The sequence below is a fragment of the Streptomyces sp. DS1-CR2 genome (assembly GCF_055760475.1).
Genome location: NZ_CM147085.1, coordinates 8,240,072 through 8,261,315, shown reverse-complemented (window position 1 = coordinate 8,261,315; position 21,244 = coordinate 8,240,072). Strand labels below are relative to the sequence as shown.

The following is a 21,244-nucleotide window of genomic DNA, read 5'->3' as shown; positions in this document are numbered from 1 at the left end:
GTCCCCCTGTCCTCGCGCCGCGCCGTCACGACAGCCACGTGTCGTGGAACTGGAGGCTGGAGGCGGCGTCGAACTTCACGTCGTGCACGCGCTTGGACAGCGCGAAAACGCTGGTCATCTCGAAGACCGGAATCTGGTAGGCCTGCTCGAGGACGCGGCGCTGCGCCGTGGCGACGTGGCCGGCGCGCCGGACGGGGTCGGCCTCGGACGCCTGGGCGTCGAGTTCCCGCTGCAGCGTGGTGTCGTGGATGCGGGAGAGGTTGAGGAGTTTCGAGGAGAACGCGGTGCGCAGGACGTCGGGGTCGGGGCGGGTGCCGTTGCCCCACGCGAGGTCGTAGTCGCCGGCGCCCCTGGCCTTCTGGTAGTCGGCGACGGACAGAACCTTGAGGGTCAGCCCGATCCCTGCCTTCTTGACCTGCTGCTGGATGAGTTCGAGGGCGGACTGGTTGGGGCCGAAGTTCGTGCCGAGGATCACCTTGAGGTTGAGCTTTCGGCCGCCCTTGGCACGGAGGCCGTCCGCGCCGATACGCCAACCCGCTTTGCTCAGAAGGGACTTGGTGCGCGCGGTGTCGTGTACGAGGAGGCGTGCGTTGTTGCGGTAGTCGTCGGTGGTGCTGGCGAGGGAGCTGGTGGCCGGTCGGTAGCCGGGGCTCAGGACAGTGTCGACGACCTCCTTGCGGTCGACGGCGACCTGCAGCGCTCGCCGTACGGCGAGGTCCTTGGCGACCGGGCTCGCGGTGTTGACGCTCAACGCCACGGGCACACCGGGGTTGGCGCGGCCGACGACGGACACCTGCTGCGCCTTGAGGTTCGCCTCGTCCTGCGGTGCAACACCCCCGATGGCGTCGACCTGCCCCGAGGCCAGGCTGCCGGAGCGCACCCCCGACTCGGGCACGACCTGGAAGGTGATGCCGTCGAGGCGGGCCGCGCCGCGGCTCTTCCACAGCGACGAGCCCCACGCGTAGTCCGGCCGCCTGCTCAGCTCGACGGACTTGTCCGGCGTGTAGTTCTTGAGCGTGAACGGGCCCGAGCCGGCGAGCGGTCCGGTGCACCGCTGTTCGGCGGTGCGGCGCAGAGTGGCGGGGCTCAGCAGCCCGAGGGTGGGCGTCGATGTCGCCTGCAGGAACTGGGCGTTGGGCCCGGCGAACCGTACCTCGGCTGTGTGGGCGTCGAGGACTTCGGTGCCCTGGTAGCCCTCGAGGTACCCGGCGCCGAGGATCGAGCGGGCGCCCAGGGCGTGGACGGCGTCGAGGTTCTTCTTGACGGCCTGCGCGTCCAGGGGGGTCTTGTCGCTGAAGGTGGCGCCGGTGCGCAAGTGGAAGGTGAAGCGGGAGGCGTCCTTGCTGACGTCCCAGGTCTTGGCGAGCCAGGGCACGATCTTCCCGGTCTTCGGGTCCTGGTCGGTGAGGGAGTCCACGAGCCCGCGCGCCGCGTACATGGCGTCGTTCGTGGCGGCCTGCTGCGGGTCGACGCAGGTCGGGTCGGAGGACAGGGCGAAGGTGAGCCGCCCTCCGGAGCGCGCCGTGGCGGCGCCGTCGTCGTCGGACCCGGCGGCGGAGCAGGCCGTGAGGGGCAGGGCGAGGCAGAGCACGGAGGAGGCCAGCACGGCGGGGCGTCTGCGGTCGGCGGGCTTGCGGAAGTCGGACATGGCGAGGCAACTCCGGTCGTGTGGGCGGGAGATGGGGTGAGCGGGTGGCGGGGCGGGCCAGGGCGGTCCTGCCCGACGTGTCGTACGTGAGGTGCGAGGGGTCAGCGCGGACAGAGCCCGCCGGCGACACGCTGCAGATCGATGTGCCGGCGCCGGGTGAGCACGGGGCGGCGCGCATTTCGGCGCGCGGGGGCGTCAGGCACGGCCGAACCGGAAGCCGACGCCGCGTACGGTCACGATCCAGTCGGGCGCCCCCAACTTGGCCCGGATCGCGCTGACATGGGTGTCGATGGTGCGGCTCGCCCGTACGCCCGGCGCGTAACCGCCGCTGCCGTAGCCCCACAGGTCTTCCATCAGGCGGGCTCGCGAGTGCACGGTGTGCGGCTCTGCGGCCAGGCGGTGCAGCAGGTCGAACTCCTTGCGGGTCAGCTTGACGAGGCGGCCGTTGAGCCGCACTTCCCGGGTGGCCGGGTCGATGCACAGCGAGCCGCGGGCCAGTGGGGCGGGCGCCGGGCGGGGCGAGGTCTGCGCGGGCTGTGACCGGCGCAGCACCGCCTCGATGCGGGCGATGAGTTCGCGCAGGCCGTACGGCTTCGCGAGGCAGTCGTCGGCGCCGGCCTGCAGGCACAGGACCCGGTCGAGGCCACGATCGGCGGAGGCGAACGCGATCAGCGGGATGTCGCTCGCGGCGCGCACGGCCCGGCACACCTCCAGGCCGTCGATGTCGGGTAACCGCAGATCGAGCAGCAGCAGGTCGAATTTTTCATGGATATCCAGCGCCTCGGCCCCTGTCACGCATTCCATTGCATCGAACCCGTGGCGCTGCAACTCGGCGGTGATGAAAGAGCTTTCGGTAAGGTCGGAATCGACCACCAACGCATGCATCAATTCCCCCGATTCCATGCCGTGGCCGTACGACCGGTGCAGTCTGTCGGAGCCTGACAAGTCGCTACAACCCCGGGCCTGGATAATTCACAAGCCTGTAAAGACGATGGGGAGCGACGTCGGCGGCGCTCCGTGGCCCGGAAGGGCACAGGTGTGGAGGCTAGGCAGGCATCGTGCGGCCTGGCAGTGACCCGAGTCACAAGAAGCCCGGTCGGCGGTCATTTCCCCGGCCGATCTTCGAGATTTGCACTTTCTCTGACATTCGCTTGTCGAATCCCTTGCGGAGCGCGTCATGTTGACGATCGCCTCACAACACCTTTTGCGGGTCCTGCAATTGACGGGTTGAAAACGCGAAGCGGTCGAGCCGAGGATATTTGCGGTTGGTCAATCCAATCCTCATCAGTCGGGAGAGGAGAGCTGTATGGACGCATCGGTCGTCATTGTGGGAGCGGGTCCGGCGGGCCTGATGCTCGCCGGAGAACTGCGGCTGGCCGGAATCGGCGTTGTCGTGCTGGAGCGGCTGGCGGAGCGCACCGGCGAGTCTCGGGGCCTGGGGCTCACGATCCGCACGATGGAGACGTTCGACCAGCGCGGGCTGCTGCCCCGCTTCGGCGATCCGGTGACGAGCGCCCAGGGCCACTTCGGCGGCATCCCGCTCGACTTCGCCGTCCTGGACGGCGCGCACAAGGCGGCCAAGGCCGTCCCGCAGTCGCTCACCGAGACCGTATTGGAGGCGTGGGCAGGCGAGTTGGGCGCCGACATCCGGCGCGGGCACACGTTCCTCGGGTTCGACGAGGACGAGGGCGCGATCCGGGTGCGTACCGAAGGACCGGACGGGCACCGCACGTTGACGGCGCGGCATCTCGTCGGGGCGGACGGCGGCCGCAGTGCCGTGCGCAAGGCGGCCGGGTTCGACTTCCCCGGCACGGACGCGACCACGGAGCTGCTGCTGGCCGACGTGCGGGGCGTCGACGTGGCGCCCCGGGCCACCGGCGAACTGGTCTCCGGCGGCATGGTCATGTCCGCACCGCTCGGCGACGGCGTGGACCGCGTCATCGTCGGAGAGCGGGGCACGCCGCCACGCCGCCGCACCGGCCCACCCCGCTTCGAGGAGATCGCCGACACCTACAAGCGCCTGACCGGTCACGACATCGCGCACGCGCAACCGGTCTGGGTCAGCGCCTTCACGGACGCCGCCCGGCAGGTCACCGAGTACCGGCGGGGCCGGGTGCTGCTCACCGGCGACGCGGCGCACATCCATCTGCCGGCCGGCGGCCAGGGCATGAACACCGGCATCCAGGACTCGGTGAACCTCGGCTGGAAGCTGGCCGCCGTCCTGCACGGCCGCGCGCCCGCCACCCTGCTCGACACCTACCACCGCGAACGCCACCACGTGGGCCGGCAGTTGCTCGCCAACACCCAGGCGCAGAGCCTGCTCATCCTCGGCGGCGCCGAGGTGCAACCGCTGCGCGAGGTGCTGGCGGAGCTCCTCTCGTACGAGCAGGTCGCCCGCCACCTCGCCGCGAAGGTGAGCGGCGTGGAGATCCGCTACGACGTCGGCGCGGGTCCCCACCCGCTGCTCGGCGCCCGGCTGCCCGCCCTGCCGCTGACCGTGGCAGGACGGCCCACCAGCAGCGCCGCGCTCCTGCGGCAGGGCCGCGGCGTCCTGCTCGACCTCGACGACAACCCCTGGCTGCGCCGCCGTTCCGCCCCCTGGCGCGACCGCGTCGACGTGGTCACGGCAGACCCCGCCGGCCCCGTCCCGTACGGCAGCGCCGCCGTACTGCTGCGTCCCGACGGCTACGTGGCATGGGCCGCGCCCGGCAGCCACGACGACCTGCCCACCGCCCTGGCCCGCTGGTTCGGGCCGAAGCACCGCACCGGTTCCCGAGAGAGGTAAACGATGCACAGCACCCTGATCGTCGCCCGGATCCACCCGGGCTCGGACGACGAAGTCGCCCGGCTCTTCGGCGCGTTCGACTCCACGGAGATGCCCCACCTCATGGGCACCCGCAGGCGCCAGCTCTTCGCCTACCGCGGCCTGTACTTCCACCTCCAGGACTTCGACGACGCCGACGGCGGCGAGCGCATAGAGGAGGCCAAAACGAACCCGCGCTTCGTTGCCATCAGCGACGACCTCAAGCCGCACATCGAGGCGTACGACCCGGCCACCTGGCGCTCCCCCGCCGACGCCATGGCCCGCCGCTTCTACGACTGGAGCGCCCGGTGAGCCGCAGCCCGGACCGCCGGGTCGTGATCACCGGCATCGGCGTCACGGCCCCCGGCTCGATCGGCACCAAGAACTTCTGGCAGCTGCTCACCGACGGCCGCACCGCGACCCGCCGCATCTCCTTCTTCGACCCCTCCCCGTTCCGCTCCCAGGTCGCCGCCGAGGTCGATTTCGACGCCGAACTGGCCGGTCTGACCCCGCACGAGATCCGGCGCACGGACCGGGCCGCGCAGTTCGCGATCGTCACCGCCCGCGAAGCCGTACAGGACAGCGGCCTCGAACTCGACGCACTCGACCCGGCCCGGACCGGCGTCACCATCGGCAGCGCCGTCGGCGCGACCACCGGCCTCGACCAGGAGTACCGCACGGTCAGCGACGGCGGCCGCCTCGACGTGGTGGACGACACCTACGCGGTGCCGCACCTGTACAACTTCCTCGTCCCCAGCTCCTTCGCCACCGAGGTCGCCTGGGCGGCCGGCGCCGAGGGCCCCAGCACCGTGATCTCCACCGGCTGCACCTCCGGGCTCGACGCCGTCGGCTACGCCACCGAAGTCATCCGCGACGGGCTCGCCGACGTCATGGTCGCCGGCGCGACCGACGCCCCCATCTCCCCCATCACCGTGGCCTGCTTCGACGCCATCAAGGCCACCACCGCGCGCAACGACGACCCCGAGCACGCCTCACGCCCCTTCGACGCCAGCCGCAACGGCTTCGTCCTCGGCGAAGGCTGCGCCGTCTTCGTCCTGGAACGCCTCGACCGCGCCCGCGCCCGCGGCGCCCACATCTACGCCGAGGTCGCGGGGTACGCCACCCGCTCCAACGCCTTCCACATGACCGGACTGCGCCCGGACGGCAAGGAGATGGCCGAGGCGATCCGGGTGGCCCTCGACGAGGCCCGCCTCGACCCGCAGGACATCGACTACATCAACGCGCACGGCTCCGGCACCAAACAGAACGACCGGCACGAGACCGCCGCGTTCAAGGCGAGCCTGGGCGAGCAGGCTCACCGCACGCCCATCAGCTCCATCAAGTCGATGGTCGGGCACTCGCTCGGCGCCATCGGTTCGATCGAGATCGCCGCTTCCGCGCTCGCCATGGAGCACCACGTCGTACCGCCGACGGCGAACCTGCACACGCCCGACCCGGAGTGCGACCTGGACTACGTGCCGCTGACCGCCCGCGACCAGCTCACCGACGCCGTCCTGTCGGTGGGCAGCGGATTCGGCGGGTTCCAGAGCGCCGTGGTCCTCGCGCGGCCGGATCGGAGCGAGCGATGAGCGTACGCACCGTGGTGACCGGCCTCGGCGTCGCCGCGCCCAACGGGCTCGGCCTCGAGGAGTACTGGCGCAACACCCTGGCCGGGCGCAGCGCCATCAAGGAAGTCACCCGCTTCGACGCCTCGTCCTATCCGTCACGGCTCGCGGGCGAGATCAGCGGATTCGAGGCAGCCGACCACCTGCCCAGCCGGCTGCTGCCGCAGACCGACCGGATGACCAGGATCGCCCTGGTGAGCGCCGACTGGGCGCTCGCCGACGCCGGCGTGAAGCCCGGCGAACTCCCCGACTACGCCGCGGGCGTGATCACGGCCAGCCACTCGGGCGGCTTCGAGTTCGGCCAGAACGAGCTGAAGGCACTGTGGAGCAAGGGAGGCCAGTACGTCTCCGCCTACCAGTCCTTCGCCTGGTTCTACGCCGTCAACAGCGGCCAGATCTCCATCCGCAACGGCCTGCGCGGCCCCAGCAGCGTCGTCGTCAGCGACCAAGCGGGCGGCCTGGACGCCGTGGCGCAGGCCCGCCGCCAGGTACGCAAGGGCACCTCGCTGGTGGTCTCCGGCGCCGTCGACGCGTCCATCTGCTCCTGGGGCTGGGTCGCCCAGCAGGCGGGCGGGCGGCTGACCACGCGCGACGACCCGGGCCGGGCCTATGTGCCGTTCGACGCCGAGGCCAGTGGGCACGTTCCGGGCGAGGGCGGCGCGCTGCTCGTCGTCGAGGACGCGGAGCACGCCCAGCGCCGTGGAGCCCCGCATGTGTACGGGGAGATCGCCGGACACGCCTCGACCATGGATCCCCGGCCGGGCAGCGACCGCGCCACCGGCCTGCGCCGCGCCATAGAACTCGCCCTCAAAGACGCCGAGTTGGAGCCGGACGATGTCGACGTCGTCTTCGCCGACGCTGCCGCCGTGCCCGACCTCGACCGGATCGAGGCGCAGACGCTGGCCGAGGTGTTCGGCCCGCGCGGCGTCCCGGTCACCGCGCCCAAGACGATGACCGGCCGCCTCTACTCCGGCGCCGCGCCCCTCGACCTGGCCGCCGCCCTGCTCGCCCTGCGCGACGGCGTCATCCCGCCCACCGTCGCCACCCGGCCCGCCGAGGACCACGCCATCGACCTGGTCACCGAATCCCCGCGCCCCGCACGACTGCGCACCGCCCTCGTCCTGGCCCGCGGCCAGGGCGGCTTCAACTCCGCACTCGTCGTCCGCGCGGCGAGCACCTGACCCGACGCATCCGCACCACCACCCACACGAAAGGCACCACCCATGTCCACGCATTCCACCGCCTTCACCCTCGACGACCTGCGCCGTGTCCTGCGCGAAGCGGCCGGCGCCGACGAGGGCGTCGACCTCGACGGCGACATCATCGACGCCGACTTCGAGGCGCTCGGCTACGAGTCCCTGGCCCTCCTGGAGACCGGCGGGCGCATCGAACGCGAGTGGGGCATCACCCTCGACGACGACACCCTCGCCGAGGCCCGCACCCCGGGCGCGCTCATCGACGCCGTCAACGCCCACCTGTCCGCCGTCCAGGCCGCCTGACCGGGGGCCGGGACATGACCCAGCAGACCACAAGCCCCCGCGTGGCCGTGGTGACCGGGGCGACCAGCGGCATCGGCCTCGCCGTGGCCCGGCTGCTCGCCGACCAGGGCCACCAGGTGTTCATCGGGGCGCGCAGCGGCGAGAACGTGAGCGCCACCGTCAAGGAACTGCGCGCCGACGGCCTCGACGTCGACGGCACCGTCCTCGACGTGCGCTCCGCCGACGACGTCCGGGAGTTCGTGCGCGCCGCGGTCGACCGCTTCGGGCCCGTCGACGTGCTGGTCAACAACGCCGGCCGCAGCGGCGGCGGCGTCACCGCCGACCTCGCCGACGAGCTGTGGGACGACGTCATCGACACCAACCTGAACAGCGTCTTCCGCGTCACCCGCGAAGTCCTCAACGCGGGCGGCCTGCGCGCCAAGGACCGCGGCCGCATCATCAACATCGCCTCCACGGCGGGCAAGCAGGGCGTCGTCCTCGGCGCCCCCTACTCCGCCTCCAAGCACGGCGTCGTCGGCTTCACCAAAGCCCTCGGCAACGAACTCGCGCCGACCGGCATCACCGTCAACGCGGTCTGCCCCGGCTACGTCGAGACACCCCTGGCCCAGCGCGTGCGCCAGGGCTACGCCGCCGCCTACGACACCAGCGAGGACGCGATCCTCACCAAGTTCCAGGCCAAGATCCCGCTCGGCCGCTACTCCACCCCCGAGGAGGTCGCCGGCCTCGTCGGCTACCTCGCCTCCGACACCGCCGCCTCCATCACCGCGCAGGCCCTCAACGTCTGCGGCGGCCTCGGCAACTTCTGACCCCCACTTCCCCTAGGAGTTCACCATGACCGTACGAGAGGCCGAACACGAGATCACCGTGCAGGCCGCGGCGGCGGACGTGTACCGGCTGCTGGCCGAGGTGGAGAACTGGCCGCGGCTGTTCCCGCCGTCCGTGTACGTCGACCATCTGGAGCGTGACGGCGACGAGGAGCGGATCCGGATCTGGGCCACCGCCAACGGCGAGGCCAAGAACTGGACGTCGCGCCGCGTCCTCGACCCCGACGCGCTGCGCATCCGCTTCTGGCAGGAGGTCTCCTCACCACCGATCGCGGAGATGACCGGAACCTGGATCCTGGAGGCCGCCGCCGCGGACGAGACCCGCGTGCGCCTCCTTCACACCTACCGGGCCATCGACGACGACCCCGACTCCCTCGCCTGGATCGACCAGGCCGTCGACCGCAACAGCCAGGCCGAACTGCCCGCCCTCAAAGACAACTTGGAGCGGGCTTCGCACGCGGACGAGCTCACCCTCTCCTTCGAGGACAGCGTCCGCGTCGAGGGCTCGGCCAAGGACGTGTTCGACTTTCTCAACGAGGCCGACCGGTGGACCGAGCGGCTGCCGCACGTCGTCTCCGTCGAATTCACCGAGGACACGCCGGGACTGCAGACCCTGCGCATGGACACCCGCGCCAAGGACGGCTCCACCCACACCACCGAGTCGGTACGCGTCGCCTTCCCCCACCACAAGATCGCCTACAAGCAGACGACGCTGCCCGCCCTCCTCGCCCTGCACACCGGCTACTGGCAGCTCGACGAGGCCCCCGACGGCACCACCACCGCCACCTCCCAGCACACCGTCGTTCTCAACGCCGACGCCATCACCCAGGTGCTCGGCCCCGACGCCGGCGTCCCCGAGGCCCGCGCGTTCATCCGCGAGGCCCTCGGGGGCAACAGCCGCGCCACGCTCGGCCACGCCAAGCGCTATGCGGAAGAGCGGCGTTGACCATGACGGCCGTCACGCCCCTACCGACTGGCACACCGGACCGGACCGACGTGATCGTGGTCGGCGCCGGACCGGTGGGCCTGCTGCTCGCCGGTGACCTGCGCCGCGCCGGCGTCCAGGTGACCGTCCTCGAACAGCTCACCGCGCCTACCACCGAGTCACGAGCCTCCACGCTGCACACCCGCACCATGGAACTCCTCGCCGAGCGCGGCCTCCTGTCCCGGCTCGGTCCGCTCCCCGACGGCGGCCCCGGACACTTCGGCGGCCTCCCGCTCGACCTGCGGGCCGCCGCCCCCTCCCACCGCTACGCCGGCCAGTTCAAGTGCCCGCAGACCCGCCTCGAAGCGGCCCTGCACACCTGGGCGACCGACCTCGGCGCGCGGGTCCGGCGCGGCCACGCGGTCACCGGATTACGCCAGTACGCGGACCGGGTCGTCGTCACCGGCATCGAACTGGACGGTGGACCGAGGCAGTTGGCGGCCTTTTACGTCGTGGGCTGCGACGGCGAGCGCAGCACCGTGCGCCAGCTGGCCGGGTTCGACTTCCCCGGCGACGACCCCACCGTGGAGATGCTCCGCGCCGACGTCGCGGGAATCGGCGTACCCAACCGCCGCTTCGAGCGCCACCCCCACGGCCTCGCCACCGCCCACCGCTGGCCCGACGGCACGACCCGCATCATGGTGCACGTCCACGGCGCCGAGCCCGCCCCGCGCACCGGACCACCGTCCTTCGACGAGGTCGTCGCCGCCTGGGCGAAGGTCACCGGCGAGGACATCGGGCACGGCACACCCGTGTGGCTGAACGCCTTCGACGACACCAGCCGCCAGGCCGCCCGCTACGTCAAGGGCCGCGTGATCCTCGCGGGCGACGCAGCCCACGTCCAGATGCCGGTGGGCGGCCAGGCCCTCAACCTCGGCCTGCAGGACGCCGCCGCCCTCGGCCACCGGCTCGCCGACCACCTCACCGGCCGGGCCGACAGCCCCGCACTCGACGACTACGACCGGCTGCGCCACCGCGTCGGCGCCCGCACCCTCACCGGCATCCGCGCCCAGTCCCGGCTGCTGCTCGGCGGCCCGGAGGTGGAAGGGCTGCGAGCGGTCCTCGCCGAACTGCTCGGCCTCGACACAGCGATCGGCCACCTCGCCCGCACCATCAGCGGCGTCGACGCCGAAGCCGATGTCCTGAATCCCCCAACCACCTCCACTGACCGAGGAGTTGCCGCATGACCCGCCTCACCGGCAAGACCGCGCTCGTCACCGGCTCCAGCCGCGGCATCGGCCGCGCCATCGCCCTGCGCCTGGCCCGCGAGGGCGCCCTCGTCGCCGTGCACTACGCCGGCAATGAGGCCGCCGCCGAGGAGACCCTCCAACGGATCGAGAAGGACGGCGGCCGCGGCTTCACCGTCCGCGCCGAACTCGGCGTGCCCGGCGACGTGCACGAACTCTTCCTCGGCCTGGAAGCGGGCCTCAAGGAACGCACAGGCGCCACCACGCTCGACATCGTCGTCAACAACGCGGGCGAGACCACTCAGAGCGGCATCGCCCCGCAAGACGTCACCCCGGAGCAGTTCGACCGGTTCTTCGCCGTCAACGCCAAGGCCCCCTACTTCCTGCTGCAGCGCGCCCTGCCGCAGATACCCCAGGGTGGCCGTGTCATCAACATCTCCTCCGGCCTCACCCGCGTCGCCAACCCCGACCAGGTCGCCTACGCGATGACGAAGGGCGCCATCGAGCAGCTGACCCTGCACCTGGCCCGCCATCTGGCGCCGCGCGGCATCACCATCAACAGCGTGGCGCCCGGCATCACCAACAACGGCAGCGCGGTGTTCGACATCCCCGAGGCGGTCGAGCAGATGGCGGCGCTCTCCGCGTTCAACCGGGTCGGCGAGGCCGGGGACGTCGCCGACGTGGTGACGTTCCTCGCCACCGACGAGGCCCGCTGGATCACCGGGTCCTTCATCGACGCCAGCGGCGGGACCCTCCTCGGATGACCCCGCCGCCCGAACCCTCACAGGAAGAGCCACACACCGTGGACGTCGGACTCCTCTTCGACCTGCGCAACCCCCAGGCGTGGCAACGCCCTTGGGCCGATCACTACGCGCACACCCTGGAGCTGTGCGAGGAGGCCGACCGGCGCGGCGTCGGCGGTCTCTGGTTCACCGAGCACCACCGCTTCGACGACGGCTATCTGCCGCAGCCTCTGACGTTCGCTGCCGCGGTCGCGGCCCGCACCCGCCGCGCCCGGATCGGCACGTCCGTCGTGCTGCCGGCGCTGCACCACCCGGTGGACCTCGCCGAACAGGCCGCGCTGGTCGACCTGATCAGCGGCGGGCGCCTCGAGCTCGGTCTCGGGGCAGGGTACCGGCGTCCCGAATACTCCTTGTTCGGCGCAGAGTTCGGGCGCCGCTTCCATCACACCGAGCGGAACATCGCCGAGATCCTGCGGCTGTGGCGGGAGCGGGCGATCACCCCTGGGCCGATCCAGGACCCGCCGCCGGTGTGGGGCGGGTTCTACGGGCCGCGCGGCGCGCGCATCGCCGGGCGGCTCGGTCTTGGCCTGCTGCACATCTCACGCACGATCCACGGACACTATCTGCGAGGACTGGCGGAGGGCGGACATCCGCCCGAGACCGCACAGGTCAGCGACCTGCTGCCGATCATCCTCTCCAACGACCCGGAGGCCGCCTGGCGGCGCGTCGGCCCTCACCTGCTGCACCAGGTCAACTCCTATCGGCAGGGCGCCCTGCAAGGGACCGGGCAGGACGGGCCGCCGCCGCTGACCCTGGACGATCTGCGCGACCCGGACGCCGAGGACACTCGCGGCCTGCTCGACATCCTCACCCCCGAGAACGCCGCCGTCCGGATCAAGGAGCTCACGGCGGGGCTGCCGGTACGGCATCTCATCTTCTGGGCGAGCATCGCGGGGATGCCGGACGACCTGGTCGCCGAGAACATCGAGCTGATCACGGAGAAGCTGCCGCCGCTCCTCGCCCCCACGCCCTGATGAGCGGCGACATCACGACACCGCCCATCAACCCTTCGGCGGTACAGGGCGCCTGGGACGTCCGGAACAGGGCCGTCCTGCTGATCCTGTCCGCCAACATGATCCTCGACGCGATCGAGGTCTCGGTCGTCCTGGTGGCCCTGCCGGTCATCCGAGCGGATCTGGGCCTGTCGGCGTGGACCGTGCAGTGGCTGATGAGCGGTTTCGCCCTCGGGTTCGCCGCCGCGCTGGTCCTGGGGGCGCGGCTCGTCGCGCGGCTCGGGACGCGTCGCGTGTATCTGGCGGCGATGCTCGGGTTCGCCGTGGCGTCCGTGGCCGGCGGGCTGGCCGACGGTCCTGCCCTGCTCATCGCCACGCGGGTCGTCAAGGGTGTCTGCGCGGCGATGACCGCACCGGCCGGGTTGTCCATCATCGCCACGGCGTTCCCGGACGGGCCCCGTCAGCGCCGTGCGGTGTCCGTGTACTCGTTGTGCGGGGCGGCCGGGTTCACCGCGGGCCTGCTCCTGTCCGGGGCGCTGCTGCAGGGAAGTTGGCGCTGGACGCTGTGGTTCCCGGCGCCGCTCGCGCTGCTTCTGCTGGTGCTCGGCCTGCGGGTGCTGCCGCTCGACCGGGGCCCACGGGCGCCCGCCCGTCCGGCGCTGCGGCTGCTGTGCGGCGGCGTACTACTGCGGACGGCGGTCGGCGCGGCGACGCTGAACGGCACGTACCACAGCGTGCTGTTCCTGATCACGCTTCAGGTGCAGGAGCGCCTCGGCTGGTCGCCGTGGCTCAACGCGGTCGCGCTGCTGCCCGCGTGTGTGCCGCTCGCCGTGACCGTGCCGTTCGCCGCGCGGCTGACGGCACGCTGGGGCATCGAGCGGCTGATCGCGCTCGGCGCCGCGGCGCCGCTCGCCGGATATGCCCTGCTCCTGGCCCGCCCCCGCTTCACGTCGTACGTCACCGGGGTCCTGCCGGTGCTCCTGCTCGTCGGCGCCGGATTCGTACTGTCCTTCGCCGCGCTCAACATGCGCGCCGCCGCAGCGGCGGCCGCCGAGGACCGGCCGGCCGCCGTCCGCGCCTATCAGGCGGCCGTGCAGCTCGGCGCCGTGGTGCTGCTACCGCTGACCGGCCGGCTGATCGCCGACGGGCACGGCGTCCGGCCCGCGCTCGCCCTGCTCACCGCCGTCGCCGCCGTCGGGCTCGCGGCGGCCCTGCCCGGATTGCTCACCGCCTCACGAAAGGTTCGAACGTGACCGCACCGCACCCGCCCCTCTCCCTGGCCGTCATCACGGCAAGCGTCCGCGACGGACGGCTCGGCCCGGCCGTCGCCGACTGGTTCACCGCCCGGGCACGCACCCGCCCCGACCTGACCGTGCACACCGTCGACCTGCGCGAGGTGCCGCTCCCGGTGACACTGCCCGAACCGGGCCACGAGCCGCCTCCGGAGACTGCCGCCGTCCGCGACGCCCTGCGCGCCGTGCTGGACCGGACCGACGCGTATGTGGTGGTGACCCCCGAGTACAACCACAGCTTCCCGGCCTCGCTGAAGAACGTCCTCGACTGGTTCCTCACCGAGTGGGCGGCCAAGCCCGTCGGGTTCGTCTCGTACGGAGGTCTGGGCGGCGGGCTGCGCGCCGTGGAGCATCTGCGCCAGGTCTTCGCCGAACTGCACGCGGTGACGGTGCGCGAGACTGTCAGCTTCCACGCGGCGTGGGAGCATTTCGACGCCGCGTCGGACGTCCGGGAGGATGCCGCGGCGGGCGCTGCGGCGAAGACGCTGCTCGACCAACTCGTCTGGTGGGGCCGGGCGTTGCGGGCCGCGCGGCAGGAGCACCCCTATGGGACGTGACACACTGCCCGTGCCCACCGGCCCGGACATCGACCGCCCCGACGCACACACCGTTTTTGTCACCCAGTGGTACGTGCCCGACCGCGCCCAGGGGACCCGACTGCTCGACGAGGTCGCGGGCCAGTGGCGCGCCGCCGGGCTGCCCGACGGCGTCATCGCCTTCCACGCCTACCTCAACACCGACGACGACACGGTCCTCACCTACGTACAGGCGGAGCGCCCGGACACGTACCGGCACTTCGTTCGGACGCTGCGGGGCGCGGCCCGCGCCGAACCCGTCGAGTACCGGCTGCGCCGCAGCGTGCACCTCAACTCCCTGGCTGCACCCGCTGGTTGCTGGGTGGTGGCGAGCTTCGACGTGGACGGCGCCGACCGGCAGGAGCGCATCATCGAGTCCGTGGTCGGGGCGCTGGAGGGCGCCCCCGTCGGCCAGCACCGCGGCATGCTGAGCGCCCACTTCCACGCCAGTACCGACGGCACCCGCGTCCTCAACTACGCCCAGTGGACGGACGACGCCGCCCACGAGGCGTTCTTGGAGGGCGCCACCCGGCGGGCGACCCTGGCGGCGACCGGAGCCACCCCCGGTGTGCGCCCGATCGGCTTCAAGCGGTTCCACCTGCACCACAGCATCGACCCGCGACAGTCCGTCGCCGACCATGGCAGGAGCGCCTCATGACCATCCTGGTGACCGGAGTACGCGGCCGCGTCGGAGCCGCCGTGGTACGCCGACTCCACGACGCGGGCGAGGAAGTGCGGCCCGCCAGCGCCGGCCCCGTAACGTCCGGAGCGCTCCCTGGCGAACCGCCTGCCCACCTCGACCTGGCCGCTCCCGACACCTTCGCCGACGCCCTGAAGGCGATCCGCAAGGTGTTCCTGTACGCGCGGCCCGACACCGCCGAGCGGTTCGTCCAGGAGGCCGCAGCCGCGGGCGTCGAGCAGGTGGTGCTTTTCTCGTCTCTGGCGATCGACGCGGATGGCGCCGAGCACAGCCCCATCGCCCGGCAGCACCAGGCCGTGGAGGACGTCCTGCGGGCATCGGGGCTCGGCTGGACGTTCGTACGGGCGGGTGCGCTCGCCACCAACGCGCTGCAGTGGGCCGCGCCGATCCGCGCAGGTCAGGGCGTGCGGCTCGCCTACCCCGACACCTACAGCGAGCCCGTCCACGAGGCAGATGTCGCCGCGGTGAGCACGCGGGCGCTGCTCGACGGCGCCCATCGCGGGGCGGTCCTGCGGATCACCGGCCCTCAGTCGCTGTCGGCACGGCGGCAGGCGGAGTTGATCGCGGCGGCCGCCGGGGTGCCCGTGCCCGTGGAGCGGGTGGACCGCGCGGAGCACCGCGCCCAGCTGACCGCCGTGCTGCCGGAGGCGATCGCGGACATCCTGCTCGACTACCAGAAGGACCGGGACGGCCGCCCGCAGGCGCCGCTGCCTGATGTGGAGCGGGTGCTCGGGCGGGACGCGGTCCCGTTCGCGCAGTGGGCGCGGGAGCATGCGGCGGCGTTCCGCTGAGTGACGGCGACGGCGCGGTGCCCCTCGGGCGAGAGGGGCACCGCGCCGTCGTTTTCCCTGCGCCGGGGTCACCACGTCACGGGCAGTTCCTTCACGCCGCGCATCACGCGGTTGCGCTGCCACACCACCTCGTCGACCGGCACCGCGAGGCGCAGTCCGGGCAGCCTGCGGACCAACGTGCTGATGGCGATGCGCAGTTCGAGGCGTGCGAGCGGTGCCGCGGGGCAGTGGTGGGCGCCGTGTCCGAAGGCGAGGTGCGGGTTGTGGTCGCGGGTGAAGTCGATCTCCTCAGGCCGCTCGAAGATGCTCTCGTCGCGGTTGGCGGAGTCGTTCTGCGCGACGACGGCGTCACCGGAGCGGATCAGCTCCCCGCCGAACTCGAAGTCCTCGACGGCGATCCGCGAGAACGGGGCGACACTGGTGGCGAGCGGTGTGATGCGCAGCAGTTCCTCCACGGCTGCGGGCACCAGCTCCGGGTCCTTGACCAGGCTGTCCCACAGCGTGGGCCTGGACAGCAGCGTGAACAGGAAGTTGCTCGTCTGGTTGGCCGTGGTCTCGTGGCCTGCCGTGAGCAAGTCCACGGCGAAGATGGCCAGTTCGTCCTCGGTGAGCTGGTCCTCTCCCTCGCGCGCCGTGACCAGGCGGCTGAGCAGATCGTCGCCCGGCGCGGCGATGCGCCGGGCTATCAGCTCGCGCAGATACGCGTCGAGACTGGCCCGCGCGTCCTGGATCGCGGTCGGATCGGCCACGGTGAGCGCCATCATCCGGTCGGTCCAGGACCGGAAGTCGGCCCGATCCTCCTCCGGAATACCGAACGTCTCGCAGATCACCGTGATCCCCATCGGCCAGGCGAGTCCGCCGGCCAGGTCGCCCGGCGCTCCGGTCTCCACCAGGCGGTCGACGAGACCGTCGACGATCGCCTGAACCCGGGGGCGTACGGAGTCGACCTGCCGCACAGTGAACGCCTTGGCGGCCAGCCGTCGCAGCCGGGTGTGCTCCGGCGGGTCCATGCTGAGCAGCGACTCGGGGTGCTGGATGAGCGGGCTGGAGCGGGGCACGTCCTTGCCGACGGCGGCGGCCCGGCTCAGCCGCGGATCCGACAGTGCCGCGCGGACGTCGTCGTAGCGGGTCACCAGCCAGGCGTCGCCGCCGTGCGGCATGGTGACGCGGCTGACCGGCTCGGTGCGCCGCAGCTGTGTGTACACCGGGTCGAGGTCAAGGCGCTGCGAGGTGAAGTCCGAGGCGAGAAAGGGGCAGGAGGAACGGGCCGACGAACGGGAATCAGTGGACGTCATCTGACGGTCTCCGTCGCTGAATTGAGCGGACGCTGGTCTCTCGACTCTAGACGGAATGGGACCGGCCGATCGTCAGAGGAACAACCACTTATTCACAATTCACTGTCAAGAAATCGGTCAGGCAACAGACATGGAATTGCGGAAACGCGCGGGGGGCCGTTCACCCGTGCCCGAGCCGGAAGCCGACCCCGCGCACCGTTCGGATCCAGGCACTGTCGCCCAACTTGCCGCGCAGCGAGCTGACATGGGTGTCGACGGTACGGCTGGCGCGTGAGCCGATCTCCTGCGAGCGCGGGTCACCCCATATCTCCTTCATCAGGCGCTGCCGGCTGACCACCTTCTCGGAGTGCCGGGCGAGATAGTAGAGGAGGTCGAATTCCTTGCGCGTCAGATCGACCGGCTGCCCGCGCACCAGCACTTCGCGAGAGGCCGCATCGACGCGAAGGCCGCCTATGGTGACCACGGTCAGGGATTCCCGTGCCACCTCCCGTGGACGCATTCGGCGGGTCACGGCCTCGATGCGGGCGACCAATTCCCGGAATTCATAAGGCTTGTCGAGGCAGTCGTCGGCACCGGCCCGTAGTCCAAGGACCCGGTCCAGCTCGGTGCCGCTGTCGGTGAACGCGATCACCGGGATCCGGGTGAAGGCACGGATCCGCCGGCACACCTCCAGGCCGTCGAGGTCCGGCAGGTCCAGGTCGAGCAGGACGAGGTCCGCGTCCTGGTACACGCCGAGGGCCTCGCCGCCCGTCGCGACACAGGTGATGTCGTGGCCGAGCCGTTCGAGGCGCGCGGCCGGCGAGCCGGAGCCGTCCGCCGGGGTCCCCACCATCAAGACGTGCACGACGCCTCCCTGCTCGACTCGCTCGTGTTGAGCCTGATTGATGATTCACCGAAAACCGGGACGCGGCAGGGTGCGACGGCTGTCTTTAAAGGAGCGTTCACTCGCGTTCACAAACACCGTGCACGCAGGGCGAGTTCAGGCGGTTGGCCCGTACGCCGCGAGGAAGGTGCGTACGGCGGAGCCGCCCACGGCCCGCAGTTCGGTCTCGGTCACCCGGTGGGTGCCCAGGCGCGAGCGCGCTTCCATGGGGCCGGTCAGGAGCGCGAGCAGCTGTTCCGCCGCCTCGGCGGGATCGCACGAACGCAGATGCCCGGCGAGGGACAGGCGGGCGAGCCGGTCGGCGAGGGACTGCTTGAGGCGGCAGGCGCCGCGCCCCCAGACGACCTCGAGCAGATCGGGGAACTGGGCGATCTCCGCGTACAGCAGGCGCCGCAGCGACCATGAGCGGTCGTCGCAACACTGCAGGAGCAGGCGGTGGGCGACATCCTCCAGCGTCTCGCGCAACTGGTCGGGCCCGAACGGACCGCCGCTCCCGTCCGCGGTCGGTCCCTCCGCGGTCAACCGCTCGACCACAGCGAGGTTTTCGGCCATGACGGTGTCCGCGGCAGCCTCCAGGGCGCTGCGGAAGACGTTCTCCTTGTCGCCGAGGTGGTTGTAGACGGTGTGCTTCGCGACGCCCGCCACCTCGGCGATCTCCTCCATGCACGCACGCGCGTAGCCCCGGTGGGCGAACACCGTGAACGCGGCGCCAAGGATCGCCTCCCGCTTGTCGATACGACCGCGGGACGTCGCCCGCCCGGACGGCTTCGCCGCCTTGGTCGCTTCGGTCGCCTTGGTCACTGCCCTCGTTCCGGTCACCTGGCCATAGTACTGGGACGGCCCGAAGACTGCACCAACAAGTGCAATTCATGAGTCGCTTCATTGCAATCGAACCGGAGAGGGCCCTAAAGTGCACCAGCCAGTGCAGTTTGGCCGCCGACTTGCCCAGGGCTCGTCCGGGCAGGCATGACGGCCACCGCTCACCGCTCGACCCTTCGGAGAGGTTTCATGGCGCAATCACCCGACGGACGCCTCGATCCCGCGCTGCGGCGACTGATCGGCGTCATCCTGCTGGGCGGGATCATGGGGATCCTCGACGGCTCGATGATCGCCGTCGCCGCCGACACCCTGGCCCGGGACCTGGGCACATCGCTGGCCACGATCAGCTGGGTCTCCACCAGCTACTTACTGGCCCTTACCGTCTCCATCCCCGTCACCACCTGGGCCGTCGACCGGTTCGGCGGCCGGCGCCTGTGGCTGCTCGGCCTCGTCGTCTTCCTCGCCGGGTCGATCGGTTCGGGCCTCGCCTGGGACGCGCCGAGCCTCATCGTCTTCCGAGTCGTCCAGGGCCTGGGAGCGGGACTGCTCGACCCGCTGATGCTCACGCTGCTCGCCCGCGCGTCGGGCCCGGAGCGGGCCGGACGCGTCATGGGCCTCATGGGCGTGGTCGGCTCCAGCGGTCCCGTGCTCGGCCCCGTCGTCGGCGGCATCATCCTGCAAGGCCTGGCCTGGCGCTGGATGTTCCTGGTCAACATCCCGATCGGCATCGTCGCCCTCGTGCTCGCCCTGCGGGTCGTACCGAAGGACGCGCCGGACACCACGGACGGGACCGAACGCCTCGACGTCACCGGACTCGCCCTCATCGGCCCCGGCGTCGCCGCCGGTGTCCTCGCCCTCTCGCAGACCGCCGAGCGCGCGGCGTTCGCCGTGTGGCAGGTCCTCGTCCCGCTCGCCGCGGCGGCCCTGCTGCTCGCCGGGTACGCGGTGCACGCCCTCGGCAACCGGCGCACGGCTCCCCTCATCGACCTGCGCCTGTTCACCCGGCGCAGCTTCTCGGCGAGCGTCACGGTCGGCGCGCTCGTCGGGCTCGCCACCTTCGCCAGCCTCTTCGCACTGCCGCTGTACTACCAACAGGCCCGCGGGCACGGCACGTTCGCGGCGGCCCTGCTGCTCGCCCCGCTCGGCGTCGGCTCGGCCATCTCCATGCCGCTCACCGGCCGGCTGTCCGACCGTCTCGGGTCGCGCTCGCTGGTCCTGACGGGCGCCGGCGTGGCCGCCCTGAGCGCCTTCGCCTTCACCCGGGCCGGTGCGCACACGCCCGAGGCGCTGACGGCCCTCGCGGCATTCACGTTGGGCCTCGGGCTCGGCTCGGTCGGCGCCCCGACGATCGCCTCCCTCTACCGAACGCTCCCAACCGCCTTGGTGCCACAGGGCAGTTCAGTCCTCTACATGCTCAACCAGCTCGGCGCCTCGATCGGCATCGCGACCGTCGCGCTCGTCGTGCAGACCGGCGGTGACGGCGACGCCGTGCGCGGATTCCACGCGGCGGCCTGGACGGTGACCATCGCGCTCGTCGTGACCCTGGCCGCCTCCACGCAACTGCCCGGCCGCCCGGCGCCGATCCGCGCGAAGCAGGCCTCCCACCCCGGCGACGTACAGGACGCGGACGAAGCCAGGCCCACCGTGGCGACGCAAGGAGAGAAGCAGTGAGCACTTTGGTCATCGCAGGCGGCACGGACGGCATCGGAAAAGCCCTGGCCGAACGGTACTTGGAGCAGGGCAACACAGTCTTCGTCATCGGTCGCGACCCGGCCAAGGGCGAGGAATACCTGGAGTGGGCCGGCAGGCGCGGTGTCGGCGACCGGGCGCGATTCGTCACGGCCGACCTGAGCCTGCTGGCACAGACCTCCGCGGCGATCGACGAGATCACGCGCCAGGCACCCTCGGTCGACGCGCTGGTGCTCTGCGCGCGCCACTACCGGTCGAGCCGCACCCTGACCTCGGAAGGGTACGAGGAGAACTTCGCCCTCTTCTACCTGAGCCGGTACCTCCTCGGGCACCGACTGGTGGAGCCGCTGCGCAAGGCCGAGCGGCCCGTCGTCGTGAACGTCGCGGGCCCGGGCGCCGACCTGGGCGTGGTGCGCTGGGACGACCTGCAATTGCGGCACGACTACCACGGGGGTGTCGCGCTCGGCCAGGGCGGAAAGCTCAACGACCTGCTGGGGGTGGCGTTCGCGGACCGGTACGGCGCCACCACCGGCATCCGGTACGTGCTCATCCACCCCGGGGTCACGGCGACCGGCTTCTCCGGCGAGTACGACGCCGCGACGCTGGAGCACATCAAGTCGATGCAGCGCCACGCGAAACCCGTCTCGGCAGCGCTGCCGCCGATCGTCGCCGCCCTCGACGACCCGCCCACCGAACCACTGAGCGCCTTCGTGGAGGGCCACCGGATCGGGGTCGGCTCGCGCGGCTTCGACGGCGCGGCGGCCGCCCGTCTGGAGTCGCTCACCGAGCAGTACCTGAAGAGGAGTTGACGCCCCCCGGACGCCTTCCTCAGACCTGCCGCCATCCTGCCGAAGACCTTTCGAAGCTTCCGAG

At 71.6% G+C, this 21,244-nt stretch carries 20 protein-coding genes and 1 pseudogene; 15 read left to right on the top strand and 6 right to left on the bottom strand.

Annotation, left to right across the window (positions count from 1 at the left end; genetic code table 11):
- Positions 1–25: 25 nt before the first annotated feature.
- The 3 genes from ACY0PA_RS38575 to ACY0PA_RS38565 all read right to left on the bottom strand — a co-directional run bounded on the left by ACY0PA_RS38575 (position 26) and on the right by ACY0PA_RS38565 (position 2,551).
- Positions 26–1,648: an ABC transporter substrate-binding protein gene (locus ACY0PA_RS38575; protein WP_473082008.1), complete on the bottom strand. Its 1,623-nt coding sequence runs from the start codon at positions 1,646–1,648 to the stop codon at positions 26–28.
- Positions 1,649–1,749: 101 nt separating this feature from the next.
- Positions 1,750–1,812, bottom strand: a complete 63-nt coding sequence (locus ACY0PA_RS38570; protein WP_473086563.1) for a putative leader peptide — start codon at positions 1,810–1,812, stop codon at positions 1,750–1,752.
- Between the two features lie 31 nt (positions 1,813–1,843).
- On the bottom strand, positions 1,844–2,551 hold the full coding sequence (locus ACY0PA_RS38565; RefSeq protein WP_473082007.1) for a response regulator transcription factor: 708 nt from the start codon (positions 2,549–2,551) through the stop codon (positions 1,844–1,846).
- Positions 2,552–2,954: 403 nt separating this feature from the next.
- On the opposite strand from ACY0PA_RS38565, the gene ACY0PA_RS38560 reads away from it, so the two are divergent.
- The 13 genes and pseudogenes from ACY0PA_RS38560 (at position 2,955) to ACY0PA_RS38500 (ending at position 15,685) form a co-directional block, all read left to right on the top strand.
- Positions 2,955–4,433 (top strand): FAD-dependent monooxygenase, encoded by a 1,479-nt coding sequence (locus tag ACY0PA_RS38560; protein WP_473082006.1) that lies wholly within the window; start codon positions 2,955–2,957, stop codon positions 4,431–4,433.
- A gap of 3 nt (positions 4,434–4,436) precedes the next feature.
- Complete coding sequence (locus ACY0PA_RS38555; protein ID WP_473082005.1) at positions 4,437–4,763, top strand: TcmI family type II polyketide cyclase; 327 nt, start codon at positions 4,437–4,439, stop codon at positions 4,761–4,763.
- On the top strand, positions 4,760–6,040 hold the full coding sequence (locus ACY0PA_RS38550; RefSeq protein WP_473082004.1) for a beta-ketoacyl-[acyl-carrier-protein] synthase family protein: 1,281 nt from the start codon (positions 4,760–4,762) through the stop codon (positions 6,038–6,040). Before ACY0PA_RS38555 ends, ACY0PA_RS38550 begins: the two co-directional genes overlap by 4 nt.
- Positions 6,037–7,257 carry a ketosynthase chain-length factor gene (locus ACY0PA_RS38545; protein WP_473082003.1) on the top strand — a complete coding sequence of 407 codons (1,221 nt, stop codon included), beginning with the start codon at positions 6,037–6,039 and terminating at the stop codon, positions 7,255–7,257. The genes ACY0PA_RS38550 and ACY0PA_RS38545 overlap by 4 nt, the downstream gene beginning before the upstream one ends.
- A 42-nt stretch (positions 7,258–7,299) precedes the next feature.
- Positions 7,300–7,575: an acyl carrier protein gene (locus ACY0PA_RS38540; protein ID WP_473082002.1), complete on the top strand. Its 276-nt coding sequence runs from the start codon at positions 7,300–7,302 to the stop codon at positions 7,573–7,575.
- Positions 7,576–7,589: 14 nt separating this feature from the next.
- Positions 7,590–8,381: a 3-oxoacyl-ACP reductase FabG gene (gene fabG, locus ACY0PA_RS38535; RefSeq protein ID WP_473082001.1), complete on the top strand. Its 792-nt coding sequence runs from the start codon at positions 7,590–7,592 to the stop codon at positions 8,379–8,381.
- Between the two features lie 25 nt (positions 8,382–8,406).
- The gene (locus ACY0PA_RS38530) at positions 8,407–9,345 is read left to right on the top strand and encodes an aromatase/cyclase (protein ID WP_473082000.1); all 939 of its coding nucleotides are present in this window, start codon (positions 8,407–8,409) and stop codon (positions 9,343–9,345) included.
- 2 nt (positions 9,346–9,347) lie between these two features.
- Positions 9,348–11,335: pseudogene (locus ACY0PA_RS38525) on the top strand (SDR family oxidoreductase).
- A 38-nt stretch (positions 11,336–11,373) separates the two neighbouring features.
- Positions 11,374–12,348, top strand: coding sequence for an LLM class flavin-dependent oxidoreductase (locus ACY0PA_RS38520; protein WP_473081999.1), 975 nt, complete (start codon positions 11,374–11,376; stop codon positions 12,346–12,348).
- The gene (locus ACY0PA_RS38515; protein WP_473081998.1) at positions 12,348–13,580 is read left to right on the top strand and encodes an MFS transporter; all 1,233 of its coding nucleotides are present in this window, start codon (positions 12,348–12,350) and stop codon (positions 13,578–13,580) included. The genes ACY0PA_RS38520 and ACY0PA_RS38515 overlap by 1 nt, the downstream gene beginning before the upstream one ends.
- Positions 13,577–14,176 carry an NADPH-dependent FMN reductase gene (locus ACY0PA_RS38510; protein ID WP_473081997.1) on the top strand — a complete coding sequence of 200 codons (600 nt, stop codon included), beginning with the start codon at positions 13,577–13,579 and terminating at the stop codon, positions 14,174–14,176. The genes ACY0PA_RS38515 and ACY0PA_RS38510 overlap by 4 nt, the downstream gene beginning before the upstream one ends.
- Positions 14,166–14,852, top strand: coding sequence for an antibiotic biosynthesis monooxygenase (locus ACY0PA_RS38505; RefSeq protein ID WP_473081996.1), 687 nt, complete (start codon positions 14,166–14,168; stop codon positions 14,850–14,852). Before ACY0PA_RS38510 ends, ACY0PA_RS38505 begins: the two co-directional genes overlap by 11 nt.
- A complete protein-coding gene (locus ACY0PA_RS38500) occupies positions 14,849–15,685 on the top strand; it encodes an NAD(P)H-binding protein (protein WP_473081995.1) in 837 nt (278 codons plus the stop codon). Before ACY0PA_RS38505 ends, ACY0PA_RS38500 begins: the two co-directional genes overlap by 4 nt.
- A 68-nt stretch (positions 15,686–15,753) precedes the next feature.
- Here the strand turns inward: ACY0PA_RS38500 and ACY0PA_RS38495 are convergent, their stop codons facing one another.
- The 3 genes from ACY0PA_RS38495 to ACY0PA_RS38485 form a co-directional block, all read right to left on the bottom strand.
- A complete protein-coding gene (locus ACY0PA_RS38495; RefSeq protein WP_473081994.1) occupies positions 15,754–16,980 on the bottom strand; it encodes a cytochrome P450 in 1,227 nt (408 codons plus the stop codon).
- A gap of 160 nt (positions 16,981–17,140) precedes the next feature.
- Entirely contained in the window at positions 17,141–17,824 is a 684-nt protein-coding gene (locus ACY0PA_RS38490) for a response regulator transcription factor (protein WP_473081993.1), read from the bottom strand.
- A 135-nt stretch (positions 17,825–17,959) separates the two neighbouring features.
- Complete coding sequence (locus ACY0PA_RS38485) at positions 17,960–18,664, bottom strand: TetR/AcrR family transcriptional regulator (protein WP_473086562.1); 705 nt, start codon at positions 18,662–18,664, stop codon at positions 17,960–17,962.
- A 207-nt stretch (positions 18,665–18,871) separates the two neighbouring features.
- Between ACY0PA_RS38485 and ACY0PA_RS38480 the strand changes: the two genes are divergently transcribed.
- A complete protein-coding gene (locus ACY0PA_RS38480; RefSeq protein WP_473081992.1) occupies positions 18,872–20,353 on the top strand; it encodes a DHA2 family efflux MFS transporter permease subunit in 1,482 nt (493 codons plus the stop codon).
- Positions 20,350–21,180: an SDR family NAD(P)-dependent oxidoreductase gene (locus ACY0PA_RS38475; protein ID WP_473081991.1), complete on the top strand. Its 831-nt coding sequence runs from the start codon at positions 20,350–20,352 to the stop codon at positions 21,178–21,180. The genes ACY0PA_RS38480 and ACY0PA_RS38475 overlap by 4 nt, the downstream gene beginning before the upstream one ends.
- The last annotated feature ends 64 nt before the right edge of the window (positions 21,181–21,244 follow it).

Coding starts and splice junctions, on each gene's coding strand:
- ACY0PA_RS38575 (WP_473082008.1), bottom strand. CDS start 1,648: ATGTCCGACTTCCGCAAGCCCGCCGACCGCAGACGCCCCGCCGTGCTG.
- ACY0PA_RS38565 (WP_473082007.1), bottom strand. CDS start 2,551: ATGGAATCGGGGGAATTGATGCATGCGTTGGTGGTCGATTCCGACCTT.
- ACY0PA_RS38560 (WP_473082006.1), top strand. CDS start 2,955: ATGGACGCATCGGTCGTCATTGTGGGAGCGGGTCCGGCGGGCCTGATG.
- ACY0PA_RS38555 (WP_473082005.1), top strand. CDS start 4,437: ATGCACAGCACCCTGATCGTCGCCCGGATCCACCCGGGCTCGGACGAC.
- ACY0PA_RS38545 (WP_473082003.1), top strand. CDS start 6,037: ATGAGCGTACGCACCGTGGTGACCGGCCTCGGCGTCGCCGCGCCCAAC.
- ACY0PA_RS38540 (WP_473082002.1), top strand. CDS start 7,300: ATGTCCACGCATTCCACCGCCTTCACCCTCGACGACCTGCGCCGTGTC.
- fabG (WP_473082001.1), top strand. CDS start 7,590: ATGACCCAGCAGACCACAAGCCCCCGCGTGGCCGTGGTGACCGGGGCG.
- ACY0PA_RS38530 (WP_473082000.1), top strand. CDS start 8,407: ATGACCGTACGAGAGGCCGAACACGAGATCACCGTGCAGGCCGCGGCG.
- ACY0PA_RS38515 (WP_473081998.1), top strand. CDS start 12,348: ATGAGCGGCGACATCACGACACCGCCCATCAACCCTTCGGCGGTACAG.
- ACY0PA_RS38505 (WP_473081996.1), top strand. CDS start 14,166: ATGGGACGTGACACACTGCCCGTGCCCACCGGCCCGGACATCGACCGC.
- ACY0PA_RS38500 (WP_473081995.1), top strand. CDS start 14,849: ATGACCATCCTGGTGACCGGAGTACGCGGCCGCGTCGGAGCCGCCGTG.
- ACY0PA_RS38495 (WP_473081994.1), bottom strand. CDS start 16,980: ATGACGTCCACTGATTCCCGTTCGTCGGCCCGTTCCTCCTGCCCCTTT.
- ACY0PA_RS38480 (WP_473081992.1), top strand. CDS start 18,872: ATGGCGCAATCACCCGACGGACGCCTCGATCCCGCGCTGCGGCGACTG.